This window comes from Pseudomonas sp. AU11447, assembly GCF_001672555.2.
GTDB classification, from domain to species: domain Bacteria; phylum Pseudomonadota; class Gammaproteobacteria; order Pseudomonadales; family Pseudomonadaceae; genus Pseudomonas; species Pseudomonas nitroreducens.
In genome coordinates, this window is record NZ_LZDG02000083.1 from 1 (window position 1) to 15,603 (window position 15,603).

General features: G+C 59.3%; 21 protein-coding genes. 4 read left to right on the forward strand and 17 right to left on the reverse strand.

The window, feature by feature from the left end; translation table 11 throughout:
* Positions 1-69 precede the first annotated feature (69 nt).
* Positions 70-1,044 (forward strand): DUF4113 domain-containing protein, encoded by a 975-nt coding sequence (locus tag A6723_RS27355; RefSeq protein WP_064979904.1) that lies wholly within the window; start codon positions 70-72, stop codon positions 1,042-1,044.
* Positions 1,045-1,080: 36 nt separating this feature from the next.
* On the forward strand, positions 1,081-1,437 hold the full coding sequence (locus A6723_RS31910; protein WP_139093078.1) for a hypothetical protein: 357 nt from the start codon (positions 1,081-1,083) through the stop codon (positions 1,435-1,437).
* A 57-nt stretch (positions 1,438-1,494) separates the two neighbouring features.
* On the opposite strand, the gene A6723_RS27360 is transcribed toward A6723_RS31910, so the two are convergent.
* From A6723_RS27360 to pilM, 17 genes are all read right to left on the reverse strand, one after another.
* Positions 1,495-1,743 (reverse strand): hypothetical protein, encoded by a 249-nt coding sequence (locus A6723_RS27360; protein WP_051879430.1) that lies wholly within the window; start codon positions 1,741-1,743, stop codon positions 1,495-1,497.
* An 80-nt stretch (positions 1,744-1,823) separates the two neighbouring features.
* The gene (locus A6723_RS27365) at positions 1,824-4,073 is read right to left on the reverse strand and encodes a DEAD/DEAH box helicase (protein WP_139093079.1); all 2,250 of its coding nucleotides are present in this window, start codon (positions 4,071-4,073) and stop codon (positions 1,824-1,826) included.
* A gap of 104 nt (positions 4,074-4,177) precedes the next feature.
* Complete coding sequence (locus A6723_RS27370; RefSeq protein ID WP_054911223.1) at positions 4,178-5,620, reverse strand: DUF6094 domain-containing protein; 1,443 nt, start codon at positions 5,618-5,620, stop codon at positions 4,178-4,180.
* Between the two features lie 28 nt (positions 5,621-5,648).
* Positions 5,649-6,254 carry a hypothetical protein gene (locus tag A6723_RS27375; protein WP_054911222.1) on the reverse strand — a complete coding sequence of 202 codons (606 nt, stop codon included), beginning with the start codon at positions 6,252-6,254 and terminating at the stop codon, positions 5,649-5,651.
* A gap of 81 nt (positions 6,255-6,335) precedes the next feature.
* Positions 6,336-6,590, reverse strand: a complete 255-nt coding sequence (locus A6723_RS27380; protein ID WP_054911221.1) for a hypothetical protein — start codon at positions 6,588-6,590, stop codon at positions 6,336-6,338.
* Positions 6,591-6,655: 65 nt separating this feature from the next.
* Positions 6,656-7,018 (reverse strand): hypothetical protein, encoded by a 363-nt coding sequence (locus A6723_RS27385; RefSeq protein WP_054911220.1) that lies wholly within the window; start codon positions 7,016-7,018, stop codon positions 6,656-6,658.
* Positions 7,019-7,084: 66 nt separating this feature from the next.
* Positions 7,085-7,381: a hypothetical protein gene (locus A6723_RS27390; protein WP_054911219.1), complete on the reverse strand. Its 297-nt coding sequence runs from the start codon at positions 7,379-7,381 to the stop codon at positions 7,085-7,087.
* Positions 7,378-7,995, reverse strand: a complete 618-nt coding sequence (locus A6723_RS27395; protein ID WP_054911218.1) for a DUF3275 family protein — start codon at positions 7,993-7,995, stop codon at positions 7,378-7,380. Before A6723_RS27395 ends, A6723_RS27390 begins: the two co-directional genes overlap by 4 nt.
* Positions 7,996-8,054: 59 nt before the next feature.
* Entirely contained in the window at positions 8,055-8,399 is a 345-nt protein-coding gene (locus A6723_RS27400; RefSeq protein WP_054911217.1) for a hypothetical protein, read from the reverse strand.
* Positions 8,400-8,638: 239 nt separating this feature from the next.
* The gene (locus tag A6723_RS27405; protein WP_064979905.1) at positions 8,639-9,349 is read right to left on the reverse strand and encodes a hypothetical protein; all 711 of its coding nucleotides are present in this window, start codon (positions 9,347-9,349) and stop codon (positions 8,639-8,641) included.
* Positions 9,350-9,424: 75 nt separating this feature from the next.
* Entirely contained in the window at positions 9,425-9,718 is a 294-nt protein-coding gene (locus A6723_RS31500) for a hypothetical protein (RefSeq protein ID WP_054911216.1), read from the reverse strand.
* 78 nt (positions 9,719-9,796) lie between these two features.
* Positions 9,797-10,000 carry a hypothetical protein gene (locus tag A6723_RS27415; RefSeq protein ID WP_054911215.1) on the reverse strand — a complete coding sequence of 68 codons (204 nt, stop codon included), beginning with the start codon at positions 9,998-10,000 and terminating at the stop codon, positions 9,797-9,799.
* Between the two features lie 83 nt (positions 10,001-10,083).
* Positions 10,084-10,245, reverse strand: coding sequence for a hypothetical protein (locus A6723_RS32240; RefSeq protein WP_170859277.1), 162 nt, complete (start codon positions 10,243-10,245; stop codon positions 10,084-10,086).
* Between the two features lie 131 nt (positions 10,246-10,376).
* The gene (locus A6723_RS27420) at positions 10,377-10,871 is read right to left on the reverse strand and encodes an STY4534 family ICE replication protein (protein ID WP_054911214.1); all 495 of its coding nucleotides are present in this window, start codon (positions 10,869-10,871) and stop codon (positions 10,377-10,379) included.
* A gap of 457 nt (positions 10,872-11,328) precedes the next feature.
* On the reverse strand, positions 11,329-11,508 hold the full coding sequence (locus tag A6723_RS31505) for a hypothetical protein (RefSeq protein WP_081884772.1): 180 nt from the start codon (positions 11,506-11,508) through the stop codon (positions 11,329-11,331).
* Between the two features lie 72 nt (positions 11,509-11,580).
* A complete protein-coding gene (locus tag A6723_RS32245) occupies positions 11,581-11,958 on the reverse strand; it encodes a hypothetical protein (RefSeq protein ID WP_054911213.1) in 378 nt (125 codons plus the stop codon).
* 920 nt (positions 11,959-12,878) lie between these two features.
* Positions 12,879-13,319 carry a type IV pilus biogenesis protein PilM gene (pilM, locus tag A6723_RS27430; RefSeq protein WP_054911212.1) on the reverse strand — a complete coding sequence of 147 codons (441 nt, stop codon included), beginning with the start codon at positions 13,317-13,319 and terminating at the stop codon, positions 12,879-12,881.
* A 143-nt stretch (positions 13,320-13,462) separates the two neighbouring features.
* Between pilM and A6723_RS27435 the strand changes: the two genes are divergently transcribed.
* Together A6723_RS27435 and A6723_RS27440 are read left to right on the forward strand one after the other, a co-directional pair.
* Positions 13,463-13,723, forward strand: a complete 261-nt coding sequence (locus tag A6723_RS27435) for a helix-turn-helix domain-containing protein (protein WP_054911211.1) — start codon at positions 13,463-13,465, stop codon at positions 13,721-13,723.
* Positions 13,716-14,876, forward strand: a complete 1,161-nt coding sequence (locus A6723_RS27440; RefSeq protein WP_054911210.1) for a site-specific integrase — start codon at positions 13,716-13,718, stop codon at positions 14,874-14,876. The genes A6723_RS27435 and A6723_RS27440 overlap by 8 nt, the downstream gene beginning before the upstream one ends.
* The last annotated feature ends 727 nt before the right edge of the window (positions 14,877-15,603 follow it).

Genomic DNA, 15,603 nt, shown 5'->3' on the forward strand with positions numbered 1-15,603 from the left:
ATCTCTATGGACAGTGAGCAGTTACGACCGAATCAGCGGCCCGTCTATCCGTGAAGCGATGTCCATAGGGTGTTTACTTTCCTTTACATCGACGAGTGTTTCCTTGACCTGACCGGCGTGCCCGGCTCCTTGGCTGCCCAAGGCCGCAGGATCCGGGCCGAAGTTCAGCGTCTGGTAGGTATCCCTGTAGGGGTAGGCATTGCGCCGACGAAGACGTTGGCGAAGCTGGCCAACTGGGCGGCGAAAAAGCACACGCGCGGTGGCGTTGCAGTGATGACACGCCCGGAACAGATCGGCGCATTGCTGCTGCACGCCCCTATCAATGAGATTTGGGGAGTTGGGCGGCGACTGTTCGAGCAGCTGGGCGCCATGGGCATCATCACTGCCGCACAGCTCGCCGAGCAGGATCCGAAAGTGCTGCGACGACAGTTCAGCGTTTCGTTGGAGAAGACGTTGCGAGAGCTGCGCGGGGAAGTCTGTTATGCCCTCGAGGAGGGGCCGGCGCCGAAGAAGATGATTGCCTGCAGCCGCAGCTTCAGCGATCGGGTGACCGAGCAGGCGGCGCTGCGCGAGGCAATAGCCAGTTATGCTGCCCGGGCTGCGGAAAAGCTGCGTGCCCAGGGCGACTATGCCTGTGCGCTGCAGGTGTTCATCCAGACAGGGCAGTTCAACGATCGGGAGCGGCGTTATGCCAATGCGGCTACGGTGCCGCTGCTGACACCCTGTTCAGATACCCGCGACTTGGTCGCTGCCGCTCTGGCTGGCCTGGATCGCATATTCCGGCCGGGCTTCCGCTACATGAAGGCTGGGGTGGTGCTCATGGACCTGGTCGCCCCAGGCCTCGCCCAGGTCGACATGTTTGCACCGGCACCGCGGCCTGGCGGCGAACGGCTGATGGCAGTGATGGATCGGATCAATGCGGAGTTCGGACGGGGCACTCTTCGCCCAGGGCGAGTACCGCCGATTCCTGGATGGAGGATGAAACAAGAATTGAAGTCTCCAGGCTATGTTTCACGATGGGATGAAATTCCGTCGATATGTTGAGTAATATAGCTGCTCTAATCACATGGGAAGTTTATCTTGAAGAAGTCAGTAGTGGGAAGTGTGGTATTCGTAGCATGCGTTGTTGGCTATGGGGTTTATCTGGCGGCTGGAGCAGGGACTACCGCTGGAGGTTATTCCGCCATCAAGGATCTCAACGAATGCGCGCGCCTCTCGCTCAATATGCCCGGGTCTACTGAAAAAGCGAAAACGTTCCTGCGCGATATACAAACCAGATTGCCTGCAGAGTCGGCCGCGGCCAACGCTGCCCAGGGTGTAGTCGCTGCAACCGACGCGATGGCGGGTCATAAAACAGAGCAGCCAAGCCTCACAGCAGAGCTGCAAAAATGCATCGGAGATTTGAAGCGCGCAGTGGAGAACGCAGATAAAGGATAGTCGCTACAGCAGAGCGCCCTGAGCATGTCTGGGCGCTCTGAGAGTTACATAGTTGAGTCAGAGCTTCAAACCAAGGCGGCGATCAATCTCCTCATGATGAGCTTCTGCTAGCAACATATCTCTCGAAAAGTCCACCAGAGACACTTTTAGTCTGGTCCAGAGTTCAAGCTGTCTTTTGTTCATCTCGGAAGTGGTTAATTCGATCGTCCGAACAGCTTCGTTTAGTTCCTCGAATGCCATTGCGCATGTGGCAGTGGTCATTTTTCGGATATCGATGATGTCCGGTATCAAGTTTTGCTCAGACATACAGCTCGCTCCTGCGTAATGACAAACAGTCGCCTGGTTCAGGCTCTGAAAAGAAAGGCCACCCTGAGGTGGCCTTTAATTTATGCAGCAATCAATTGCCGCGCCAGTGCCATCTCAACCGAGTCACCGTCCTGGTTCAGCGAGTCGAGGCCTGACTCCGGAACGTCTCCCGACGTGCTCTGTGCCACGGCGATCTTCTTGGCCATCAGCTGCAGGCAGGTGATCTGCGAGCTGCCGGCGTAGCCGAAGAAGATGACGCGCACCGGGTGTTTCTGCCCGATTCTCCACGACCGCCGCGCCGCTTGTTGCAGCGTGTAGACGTTGTAGCCCGTCTGCAGGAACGCAATGGTCGGGAAGTCCAGGAGGTCCAGTCCAGTCTTGACCAACTCCGGGTTGGTGATCAGCACGTCGATGCCGCGGTCGACCTGGTCGAGGATCCAATCCTCACGTCGTGCGGTATCCACCGAGGCCCTCAGCACAGCCACCTTCAGCCCCGCCTGCTCGAGCACCTTCTTCAGCCTGGACGTGGTGTCGCGCGTCCCGCTGTAGACGGTGTATGCGAGGACCTTGCGGCCGTTCGCTTTCTCCCTGAGGCAGAGGTCCAAGAGTGCCTGCTCCTTGGGCATCAGCTGCTCGTCACCGAAGATCGCAGGAACGAAAGCCAGCGTTTCCCGGGTTCGAGGATGTTTGACCATCTCCGATCGGAAGCAGCAGTCCGGCCAAGCCAGTAGCACATTGAGCACCACGCCCAGAAGGGTGGTGTCTCGCCGTGCCAAGGCCTGGCGGAGTTCCGCGGTCAACGTGGAAGCCAAGCGTTGGTAGGCCGAGGCCTGCTCCGGCGCCATGGGCACGTCGACGAACTCCTCCTGGTAGTCGGGCAGCACGTTGCCACCGATGTCCTTGAGCTTCAGGAACACGGTGAACGGCAGCACGAACCGGTGAATGCCTTTGGGGCCGAAGCCCGGGGCCTTCACCGTTCGTACCGAGAGCTTCTTGCCCTTGGCGGTCTTGTGCGAGTCCCCGTCGCGCTCGGTGTAGATGTCCTTCAGCACGCCGTGGTCGCGCATGAACGACATGGCTGCAGGAGCCATGCTGCCGTGCGCGTTGGGTCGGTAGCCGTCCTCGATCATGCGCCGGGTGAGGATGCGGAACAGTAGGTAGAACAGGTCGTCGGCATAGCCGCCCATGAGTGTTCCGGTCAGCAACACGGATTTCCGTGCCTTGGCTGCCAGAACGCCCATGGCCTGGCCCTGGGCCGAACCACTGTTCTTGTACTCATGCCCCTCGTCCACCACCAGCAGGTCGAAGTATCCATCGGGTAGGTAGCGCTTGATGAACTCGGTCGGTTGGTAACCCCCCTCGCCGAACCCGAATTCGATGTTGGCCATCGACCGCTCCATGCGCTTGGCCTGGCGGTCGCTGAAGACGAAGTTGCCCTTGGCATCCATCAGGTTGATGAACTCCGAGACGTTGTCCACCAACATGGAGGCCAGGAAGTCCTCGCCGAAGTCGTTGAGCAAGCGCTCGGCCCTGACCGGGCCGATGGTGGGGATGCGGCACATCGACTTGAGGATCGTCGCGCGCCGGTCACCACCATCGACCTTGCCAGGCCGCATGAGCGTCCATAGGGCACCCTTGCAGGCAAGACAGGTACGCCGGCGATCACTGCGTTCGAACTCCTCGACGGTGACGAGGTTGCCCTCCAGGTCCTCGAGGACCTGGCCGCAATCTGGACACGCAGCGAGCAGCAAGCCGCCGGCTGAGCGTTTCTTCCAGCAGGCAAGGCGCCAGTGGAACCCCATCCGCATCCGGACGCGGCCGAGGATGAAGAACTCCTGGCGGCCATCGTAGGCCTCACCCATCTGGTCTCGTAGCTTGAGCAACTTAACCAGAGTGTCCGGACCGTTGAGCACCCAGACGCGGGCGTTAGGGATAGTTTCCAGGATCTCCCGGCGCCACTTGTAGACCAGGTGAGGTGGAGAGATGACCATTGTTCGACGGTAACCTGCAGCGTGCATTACAGCTGCAACAGAGATGGCCATCATCGTCTTCCCGGTACCCATCTCTGCGTTGATGACGCCAGCCTGCTCGTTGCGGTCCAGAAGCAGCGCCGCTATGGCTTGAACCACCTCAGCCTGGGCCGCGAAGGGCTTGCGCTTGAGGTTGTCCATCACCAGCTGGCGTTGCATGTTGTTGGCGCCGGCGTAGACCGGAGGGTTGGAGCGGTTGAGTGACGCCAGGAGCTCATCGCCGAACTCGTCGATGAAGTCAGTCAGGTTGATATTCAGTGGGGAAGCGGCCGAAGCGGCCGGCTGGGTCAGTGCGTTCATGTGCATCTCCTGCAGGTGATGAAATGCAGGGCATGCGCGTCCCCCTTCGGGTATCGGCATACCCTGCAGGGTGGTGTGGAGTTGGGGGCCGCGTACGCGGTGGGTTAGTAGTCGCTGGGGAGCAGTAAGGTGGTGGAGCTGCGGTCGGCCTCGGTGATGATCCAGATCCTGGACTCATCGCCGGCGTCGACGTCGTAGCTGGAGAGCAACCTGTCACCGTGCTTCAAGGCTCGCTGGTTGGTGTTCCAGTCCTCGTCGCAGAGATTCCCCCAGTCGCCTACCAGGTGGCGTTTGAGGTAGGTGGTGGGGTTGAGTTGGCCGATCTCCACCAGGTGGTGGATGGCAGCGGTCATCACAATCTGCCCCGGGAAGAACAGCGGTCCAGGTTCAGGCTCAGGCCGGGGAGTGTCGGCCACCTCTGTGGTCGCGGCGGATGAGCTGATGGTCAGCACGCAGCCATGATTCGCGGAGGAGGGCGTCATTTCCCAAGCCCTGATGATCGGTATGAAGCGGTCGGTGAGGATCCGCACCTCGGTGACGTTGCCGTCTTCGTCTTCGGTGAATTCGGTCTTGCGGACCTTGTCCTTATAGGTGTCACCCTTGACGACCAGGGTCCGGCCCGATCTCGAGCGCACGACGCCGGAGATCGCCCCGGCAGCTAGGGCTAGAGCCAAGTGCCAGCGGGAGAGCTCCCGGACAGGCGGGCGAGGCTGTAGGCCTATCTGGCCGAAGTGGAGGCTGAAGTCAGGCCACAGGCCCCTTAAGCGTTGAATCTCGCCGGCGAACTGCTCTGGCTCCAGTGTTACGCGGTAGAAGTGTTCCAGCTCGTTTGTTGCCGGTAGGACCGCATAGGGCTCCCATGGCCAGCTGGCTGGGATCTCCTCGGCCTGGTCCAGGCCGGCGCCGATCGCCTGCAGGTGAGATCTAACCTGGTTGACGTCAGCCCTGGCCAGGTCCTGCCGACGTACCCGGATGCCGAAGATCACCACCTGCTTGAAGGTGGGATCCGCGGCGCCGTACACGCGCAGGGCGGTGAAGTGGTTGCTCAGCCATCCAGTCAGCTCGTCGTCCAGCACATAGTGAGGAACGATGAGCACCATCACGCCGCCGTACTGCAGTAGCGGGAGACAGCGCTGGTAAAAGGCCTTCTCCAGCCGCCGGCGGCCGCTTCCTTGGTACTGGGATGCACCGGAGTGGTCCGCCACCAGGTCACCATAGGGTGGGTTGAGCCAGAGCAAACCGAACGACTGCCGGCTGATCAGGGTGTCGAAGAGGTCGCTGTGCAGCACCCGGTCGAGAATGCCACGAGCATGGTCGGCACGTTCGCGATCATATTCGACGGCGAACGCCTGGACCTGGTCGCGGCCCAGGATATGGGCTGCCTCAGCCAGGGCGACGCCCTCTCCAGCGCACGGATCGCAGATCCTCATCCTGCCCGAAGGAGCGGGAATGAGCGCCTGCAGGGCGCGTTCGAGGGTGACTTCGTCAGTGGGGTAATAGCCATTGCGGGCGAAGTTGCGCGCCAGGCGCGGAAACATGAGTGCCATGGGGCTTCCTTGAGTCGATAGTTGGAGCTCAGGCCTGCGCCTGAGCTTCGGTGGTGAGTTCGCCGCGGCGGATCAGCTCTCCGAGGGAGGGCTCGAGCACGTCGAGCTGGAGAGCGAGACGCCAAGCGCAGACGTTGCCGATCGCCCCGGGCAGGGCGGTCAGCATCTGGTGCTGGATGAGGACTCCCATCACCGGCTCGCGCCAGTGTGGGAGGAGGGGCAGCGGACAGGTTTCCATTACCAGCGGCCAGAGCCGATGGTGTGGATCCTCATCGCGCTCCAGGAGTGCGAAGGCGAAGTGGTTGGCCTGGTCGGGCGCCGAGGCGCGCCGATCGAACAGCCAGAGGTGTAGCAGGCTGCCGAACAGGGTGCCGCGGAACTGCCGGGTAGTGCGTTTTTCCAGCAGGTCCTGGTCGGGGAAGACTGGGAGGCGCCGACCATCCACGATGACGTGGAACTGGTCGATCCCGTTCTCCTCCCGGCCAAGCGTCAGCCTGGCCAGAAACTCCTGCAGTACGGTGTCGCGTCCCCAGGCGGAAAGGAACACCAGGTTGCGCTGCTCATCGCACACACAAGCGTCGACGTACAGGTCCGGGAGCTCCTCGATCTGGAACAGTTGGGTTGGACTGGGCATAGCGATCCTCCGAAGGAGGGCTGCCCGCCCCAGAGGGGCGGTGAAGCCCCTTGGGGTAGGTCCAGGTGGTGATGGTGAGCGTCAGCGGATGCTCTTGGTAGTGGGGCAGAAGACCAGGCCGTTGGCCTCATGGAGAGGGCCTTGGCCTGCAAGGAAAATCATCTGCAGATACTGCGAGCGAAGTGCGACTGCAGCTTCAGCCTGCTCCAGGGAGAGGCCGAGCTCTTCGATGAAGAAGTCGACCATCTCTTCGTCGCAGGACACTTCGTTGTTGGACAGCTGGTCCTCGACGTTGCTGAGGATTTCGGGGGTCAGGCTGGCGAAAATGGCATTCATGGTGAGCTCCTGTTGTGGTTGCGAGGAGCTCCCTGAGGGAGCCCCTCAGGGTGGTCGGTTGATGTTCAGGCTTGGTGATGTTGCCGAAGCTGCTCTCGCCAGACCTGGTTCACTCCGAAGGTGGCCATGTCGAGAAATTCGAGGGGGCAGCCGTAGTAGTAAGGCCCCATCGACTCGCTGATGGACTGGCTTCCCCAATAGCCGTTGCTGACATCGAGGAGGTCTAGGTTGATGAAGGTGAAGCTGTCGCCTTTCAGGTTGTCATTGATTAGGCCCGCGACGTGAAGCGTTAGCTTCACTACGGTCCAGAGCTCATTGCCGACAACGGAGTGAGCCAGGATCTCCCTGTCACGCGAGAAGGTGGACGATGCTGCGAGCAGCTCGCGTAGAAGCTGCTCCTTAGATCGATGTGAAAATAGCCAGCCCATGGGGGGTCTCCTCTGTAAGGCCGAGACTCCCTTGCCGGGAGTACCCGGCTGGGTGGTGGCGTCAGATCAGAGGCTGACGCGGTTGAAGCGGATGCAACGATCCAGCCGCTGGGTGAGCCGCAGGGTGTATTCCTGTGCCTGCGCACCGGCGACACTCCAGGGTATGTCTCCGTCCGGGTCTACTGGCTGCTCGCCCTGCGCTGCGCGGATACGCAACTGGGCGATGGCCACGTCGACCTTCGATCGATCGTAAAGCGCGATCACGAAGAGATCCGCGAGGTCTTCCGCACCCACTTCGCGTAACGAGCTGGATGCCTGCAGCAACAGGTTGGAAAACTCAGGTAAGGCGTAAAGCTGGTTCATGGCGTTCTCCTGTTCCAGACCTGGAGTTTGAAGTCCAGGGCGTACCCGAGCTCGCCCAAACGTGCGCACTGCGCGCGCAAGCGTTGTCGGTCAACGGTGGGATCTAGTTTCACGGTATCGGCCAAGGGCCAGACCGTGCCGAAGAGTTCGTCGTCTGGTGATTCATTACTGTTCGGTGCGGCCGGTGCAGCGGGCTTCATACCGAACGGTTCATCGGAGTCGGCAGGTGCCGCAATCAATGTGGACGTGCGGGCAGCTGGCTGCTGAGCTTTCGACGGCTTCACCGCCGGCGCCGAGCTCTCCTCCTCAAGGGGATCGAGTACGGTCGTCGACAGCTGCTCTTCGTCTTCGGCGCTGAGATTGGTTACATCGTCCAGGTTCATGCCGCCGAGCTCGGCCCTGATCTCGACGACCAGTCGTCCCCCGTGGGTGTAGTAGGACGGGCGGATTTGCGTGATTGAAAAATCGCCCTGGTACTTACCCTCCGTGTACTGGTCCAGGCCGGGGTCCTTGATGACGAACTCGCCAATGGAGGTCACCAGCCGCCCCACGTTGAATGGGCCATTGCGACCTGTGATGGTGCGGATGGCCAACTGACCAGCGATGCTGATCATGTTGTCTGCCTATGGAAAAGGAAGTCCCGCCGGCGGCGGGACTGTAGGTGGTTGTGAAGCTAGTCCTGGTCGACCTCGGGGGAGGTTTCGTCCAGGAGCTCGACGTGGAGGTAGGGAGGTTCAGACTGGGGCCGGACGACAGTGAGCGAGAGTGAGATCCACACTCGTTCACGACCGACAGGCTGTTTGTGTACGACGGCGAAGACGAACTTCTCCGCATCCGGTGCGAGCTTCAGCTCGTACCATGCCGCTTGCACCACACTGGCCAGGCGCAGGCTCATCTCCCCAACCCGGTTCGGGTTTTCAAGATAAACCGCGCTGAGCCAGGCGCTGTTGCTCAGCACGACCGGGTATTTCAGGTACGCAGCAGTTTCCTGCGTCGTGGGGTTTGCCGGGACAGGCATTCGAGGTCTCCTACAGGTGCGGGGAGACCTCATCCGCGGGGAAGGGTCCCCGCGTGGGTGGTGGAAGATGCACTCCATCAATAAGTGATGCGACCGCGCTACCGAGTGCTTGGCGGTCTTGGGGTGGGTTAGCACTTGCGCGCCGGAGCCTTAAACCCTGGCTCCCTTGGAGGCACTGTCAACGACAGCGAGCCAATCCGGAATTAGGGGCCTGGTGGGAATCCCGCAGGCCAGAATGCTCAATGATCGAAAATTGGTAGGCCCTTGAGCGCGGGCGCGAGTGGATCGAGTACCAGGTAGCGAATGTCTGCCTGAGCCGCCAGATGAAGTAGGTCGACCAGTTCGACCGGGTAGCCAGCGGCGATCTGCTCCGAACGCAAGGCTGAGGCGGTCAAATCCATCACCTCCAGGTTCTCGTCGGTCCAGGGCGTATGCACCAGTCGGAAGCCAACAGTGCCCAGTTCGTCTATCCAGAAGACTCCAATAAGGACTCCAGCGAGTCTGATCGGCATCTTCGTGCCGAAGCTCTCCAGGAGGGCATGCAGAACCTTCAACGGAAGGTGGGCTTTACTGATCTCCCAGGAGCGACTCCATGGCTCATAGCGGCGCGCTAGACGGTCCACAAGGTCATGGGCGCCATCAAGGGTATAGGTGTCCCCGATGAAGCGGCCGGTATCTGCATCCAAAACGGCGTAGGTGACGTCGATAACCGTGCCTTCACTTCCGCAGCGCGCGGCGAGCTCCGGATCTAAGTTCCCAGCTCCTACGATGAGGCAGAGGTCGTCGCTGAATATGCAGGGTTTGCACTGAACCTCTCGGTCCTTCAAATGTGCTTGGCTGCTATGGATCGCTCGATTGCACGGCACTTCGCTGTTCGAGTATTTGACTTGAAGCAGACGCTCGACGCGGTACCGGCACAGGTTGTCGAGGAAAGGGTTCGGTGTGCTCATGGCGGGTCCTTGGTGAGAAGGAGCAGCCCCCATCAAGGGACTGATCCCTTGATGGGTTTGTAAGGTGAGGCGCAGTTAGCAGGTCGCGCGAGCGTGCAGTCTCACTTCAACGTTTCTTGCCGTCTGATAGCACTTCACCAGGGCATATTGCTGAAGAATTGGGGAGTCCGATGAGTCGCAGCCATGCTCGAAATCAGCTTGAGCAAGGGCCTCGATCGCCGGTTGGATGTCATAAAGCAAGATGCTGAGTCCGGCGTCGCCAAATTCATCAACGACACCTCCGGCCAGCCAGTAGTGGAAATCGGAACGAGCTGCATGCTCTGCAATAGCAAGCAACGCCGGCAGACGCTCAGGGTAGGTTCTGTTCATTGGTGAAGCTCCGTGGGGAGGCTCACCAGCCCAGGCGGGTGATGAACCCGTCAGAGGAAAAGTGCGAGGCACATCGAGCTAGGGATGTGCTTTCTGCGTCCAGGTGCCGTTCTGCAATGCGTCAGCGGCGAGCTGGGACGTTTTGTAGTATTCCTGCGATTCGCGAGACACCGGGGCTCCGATCTCGTCACAGGTACCGATGTAGAAGCCGGCACCGCTCTCGAGCACTTGGAGTGGCAGTTGCTCACCGCAGTATTCGAGGGCCAATTTTCCGAAGGACATGATGATCTCCTGATAATTCGGAGCCGCATGCCCAAGGCAACGGCCCTGGGGAAGGGGGAGGGCACCTTGCGGTGCCCGTGGTATTAAGCGGTCAGAACAGCTGCGTCAGTGCTCGGGTTGGAGAAGATCAACCAGGCCATGTCGCAGAAGTGGCTGCTGTTCAGCAGTTCGTCCTCGATGTCGGTCAGGCTTACTTCTTCAACTTCGGGCAGAGCGGGCATTTCAACGGCTTGGGCGTAATTCATGATGATCTCCAAATTAATTTGGAGAACACCATGCCCCTGGGGGGAAATGGTGCCCCCCGGATGGGTTCGCGATGACAATCAGCGCAGTGCGTAGGTTGTAAAAGGCGCCCTTGGGGGCGCCTTGGATTCGATCAAGCGGCGAACTGGTCGCCTTGCTGCTGTTGTTGCTCAGCTGCAGGAGCATCGGAAGCAGGGCCATCCTGTTGGGGGGCCTGATCCACGCTGTCCTTGGGCTTGGCTTCGTAGACGGTTTCGCCATCCACCTTGATCCAGTTGAGGAAGAGCAGTCGGCCTTTGAGGCTTGCGCCGGCCTGACCTTTCTTCTCGCCTTTTTCGTAGGTGAATGCTTCCGTCCGAATGTCGCCAATGCGGAAAGCCACGAGGACCTTCTTGCCGGCGTCTACGGCCTGCTGGCAGCGGCGAACGAGCTTTTCAGCTTCGGCGCCGACGACGTTGCAGTCGATGTAGGAGTATTCGACGTCGTCCGAGGAGCCACGAAGGGCTGCGACGGTAACGGCGAGAAGGGGGGGGCCCTTACGGATGGGCACTTCGCGGATGCGGTTGAGGTAACCGATACCGGAGGTATGCAGATCGAAGAACTTGGTGTCTTGGATTTGGTTGCTCATGGGGATTCTCCAGTTTCAAAAGTGAAAGCGGAGAAACACTTCGCCCATGGGGGGAAAGTATTCCCCGCGAGGGTTAGAGCTTGGTGGGTATGCTTGGAGCTGGGTGAGGGAGCTTCCACCTGGTGGGCCAGGTTGATCGCGCTTCCGGAAGCTAGGCGATCTTGGGGGGGATCAACACCTGAGGTGTCGCAGTCTTACAGATCATGACTGCTGGGGCGGGGTTGCTGACAACATCAGCAGCTCACAGTGCAAGAATGGAAATGCCAGTTGCACTTGTCAAGCCCCCAGAATGAAAAGCCCCTCGCAAGGAGGGGCGCGGTGTCAATGTGGGCGGTGGCGATGATTAAGCTTTGTCAGCTTACGTTTGAGGTTGGGCCAATCAGCCCAAGCTGCCATCGACAAGCACACTACGAGTAGGGCGGTCAGCATGATCACGCCGAAAGTCGTTTGGCTCATCTCAAGATTCCTCCTGAGTCAGGTAGATACCTGTGGACCAGATTACCACACCAACAGACAACGCAAGGGCAGTCAGGATGCGGTGTTCTCCGAGAAAGATGCCAATCAAACCTGCGGCTACGGCTGTAGTACCAATCTTTCGCAGGTCTTCTGCGATCGCAGACAGTTTTGCAGGGCTCATGGTTTTCCTTTGAATCAGATGGAAAACCGCCCGGCAGGGAGGTTTCCCAGCCGGGTGAGTGGTGGTTGTCGATCAGCAGGTCAAGGAATCAACCGGCGCAATCAGGTCGTTGAGGGGGCCCATTTTCAGGACTGGGATGGAAGAGCTGCTGGGCAAGGCCTTAACAGCGGCTTTGCGTTTGCGGGTGTGCTTGGGTTTTTCCGGGGCACACTCACGCGTGTTTTGCTCGTACCAGTCGGCGAGGTTCACCTTTCTCAGGCGAGCGATCGCAGGGACTTGGCACATGTACTCGAGCACGTCACCCGAGGGGTGCGGTGCTGCAGGTTCATGATGCCGTAGGTGCGGGCGAGGGATGGCTTTGGGCCGGGGTTGTTGTACCGCACGCAGGAATTCCCGAGTGACGGTTCCGAGAGCTTCACCGAAGCGGTAGCTGAGGGACGGCGTGGACATGGTGCTTCTCCTGCAGGTTGAAAATGCGGAGAAACACTGGCCCCGTCGGGGAAGTGAATTCCCCGCTGGGTTGGCGGAAGGTGCTTCTATCGACCGAAATCGATCGACCGCGCTACCAGAAGCTAAGCGGTCTTGGGATGGACCAACACCAGAAGGTGTCGCAACTCTTCGGGTCCAAGTTGCATGGGCATGTCGCTGACGACGTCAGCAGATCACGCAAATATCATTGGGGGAATGTCGAGAGGGTGTCAAGCGGGGGGAGAACTGGAGCGGGCAAGGAGGGGGCAGCAGAGGGCGAGGGGGAACAGCGAGCCGAGGGCAACCATGTCTAGTAGCCGCCCTCGGCTGAGTTCGAAGGAGCGAAGTCAGGAAGAAGATGCCACCGTGACAGACGTCGATCCCTGGGCATTGAACGACGATTCTCATCACCTGGCCGGTTTTAGTGGCTATGGCCAGCAAACAATTGGCACGCATCCGCGCACAAAAGGAACCCTGCTTTTCGCCGGCGGGCCACCGGCCACGAAAACGAAACCCTTTGGGTAGCCTCATGCCCCTGAAGCTCAAGGCCATCAGGTTACCCAAGGGGGAGGGGAAAAAGGATGGGCCACAACACCGGTGTGGCCCTCAGATTACGATGCGCCGAACCTCTTGAAACCCTATGTGCCTTTGAACTCGGTCATCACGAGTTAGACGGCTGCGCGACTAGAGAGAGCAGGGAGACACAGGGAGAGTCCCAACCAGATCCGCACGCCCTTCCCGGAGCTAAGCGTGCTTTTGGTTTGGTATCGAGGCGAACCTCCGACACCTGGGCGCTACATGATGACCGTCAGTAGCCAGCGGGGTGAAACCTGTTTGATGTCATTATGTTGGTACGTCGGCGCTGATGCAAGGCGCGGCGCGACTCTCAAGCCTGCCGGGCGTCAGTTGACGGCCACAACAGCACCATCGGGCACGGCAGCCGGAATGGTGATTCCGGTATTGCCTGCGGTAGGTGAGAACAGTGTGCCGGAGCGCTTCACGCCAACCGTCGTAGCCTGGGTTCTGTCGACCAGAGCGGCAGGCAGGCCCGCAGGCGTGTTGCCGGTGTAGTAGGTGTACGCTGATCCACCTGAGAGATACGACGTTACTCCTGCGGGCTTCGAGTACCAGCTGGGGAGGCTGAGCGCTGTGTCTGCAGGAACACCCGCAAACGTAGGATTGTTGCGTGCATATTCAGCAGCCGCTGATCGATAGACCAACATGCTTCGGCTCAGCGTATCGACCGTCGCTGCATCAGCGGTGACTTCGTCCTGGTGCTGGACCTGGCTCATGATCCCGCCGGCAACGATCAAGATGGTGAGAGCTATCCAGTAGAAGTACATGCGGAGCCTTTGGGTCAGGTATATCGAGGGTCGCTCGATCGTAACGGCCGGAAATCGGGGAGGCAATCGGTCTGTAGACTATAGTCCGCAGACGATGAAGGAGGGCGATTCCAGAATTCGACCTTTGCGCTTAGGTCGAGTTCTTGGCACGCCAACCTGTTCCAACTGGGGATCACAATAAAGCCTTCGGCGCTGCTTTGGCAGAGCTGCGTAAGGCGCGTGGTCTATCCCAAGAGGTTCTGGGGTTCGAGGCTGGTCTCGACCGGACATACATCAGTCTGCTCGAGCGCGGCCAGAAGTCTCCCACGCTAGATACCGTTTTCACCCTCTGTGGTGCATTGGACATTCCGTTTAGCCAGCTGGCCATGATGACGCAGGCCAAGCTGGAAGAGGTCCATGAGTAACGATCTAACCCTCCGCGAAGGACTTGAACTCTACCGCTCGAAAGTTTCTATCCTGAAGAAGGGCTACGCTCAGGAAAGTTACCGTCTTGCGAGCCTGCTGCGCTCAGAACTGGCTGGGCGGCGTATGCGCGACATTCAAAGCCCCGACATCGCCAAGTACCGTGATGATCGTTTGGCACAGGTCAGCCAGAGGACAGGGAAGACGATTTCCCCGGCGACGGTACGACTGGAAATGTCTTTGCTCTCGCATGTCTTCGATGTGGCGAGGATCGAGTGGGGCGCCTGCGACACCAACCCAGTCACCAACGTGCGTAAGCCGAAAGCGCCACCTGGTCGTGATCGCCGACTTCTGCCGCGCGAGGAGCGGCGGATTCTACGGTACTGCCACGCTCACCCTACCCAGGAGTTGTTCTCCCTGGTCGTCCTGGCTTTGGAAACCGCAATGCGACAAGGCGAGCTCCTCAAACTGGAATGGGAGCACATCAACCTGCAGCGCCGCGTCGCTCACCTGCCAGAAACCAAGAATGGTTCGAAGCGTGACGTGCCGTTGAGCCTAAAGGCAAGGGATGCGCTGACCAGGTTGGGAGTGAAAACCAAAGGCCGAGTGTTCTGCTACACCTCGAATGGCCTGAAATCCGCCTGGCGGATCATGTTACAGAGATTGGCCATCCTGGACCTTCACTTCCATGATCTTCGGCATGAAGCGACCACTCGACTGTTCGAGCTCAACACGATGGACGTCATGGAGATCGCGTCCATCACCGGTCACAAATCGCTCGCAATGCTGAAGCGCTACACCCATTTGCAGGCTGCCAGGCTCGTGAAAAAGTTGGAAGGCAACCGTGGCAGGGGACAACAAGTCGTGCTGGACCACCTGATCCCTTACCCCGCCATCGCCGACACCTCGACTGACGGCATAACCATTCGCGTGCTGGACTTTGATGGACTGAGCGTCACGGCACCAAGTGAGGCTGAGGCACTTCAGCGAGCTCAGGACGAGCTCCTACGCAAGCTGATGGTGTCGATACGAGATAAGGTCACGGTTCCACCGCCTGACCAGTACCTGGACACTGTCGACGAGAGCAGAATCTTCATGCTGGATCCTCTGGCCAGTCGAGCAATCTCGTTTTCGCAGCCTCACACTTTTTTATAGGTGATGCGTGAGCCTAATCAATGGTCGAGGGGCCGTCGTGTAAGGCATGGAGGAGAGTTTGTTGGCAGAAAACTGGGGTCTCTGAGACAGCCTTGCCAATCCGGTGTGTGGGCAGCAGGCGGAAGCCTCAATACCTTTAGCGTAAGTTGTACAGGGCCTGTGGGACGTTTTCAATCGGACTGCGCCGCGACATGCCCTGCACCATCAAAGTTAATCTCCGGGGGCTGTGCAGCTCCAAATATCAACTGGGAAATAAACTCCTCGCAACCGACCGGCAGCAATGGCTGGTACTGTTTGGCAAGCGAGGACTATGGGAGTGGCTGGTATAACTTCAGCGTTACTGGCTACGCTATTTGCTCAAACTAGAAGGGGCTTCGGCCCCTTTTGTCTATGTAGAGGCTCTATGCCTCTAGTCCAGGCAGACCGCTCCGCATACTTGAGTTTGCGAAGATTGATTTCCATCTCTCAAGTGCATAAACCAGCTTCCACCGAACGGATATATATTGCAGTCGTTATCAGTCCCGCCAGGGCCACCCACTTGACCTAACGTGCAAAATTTATGAGCACCAAGATTTGTGGTTCTATCACAGATAGTGCAGGAGTCAGTGTAAGAAGTAACGACTCCTGCAGACTCAGCTCGCCACACACCGGATTGGCAAGGCTGTCTCAGAGACCCCAGTTTTCTGCCAACAAACTCTCCTCCATGCCTTACACGACGGCCCCTCGA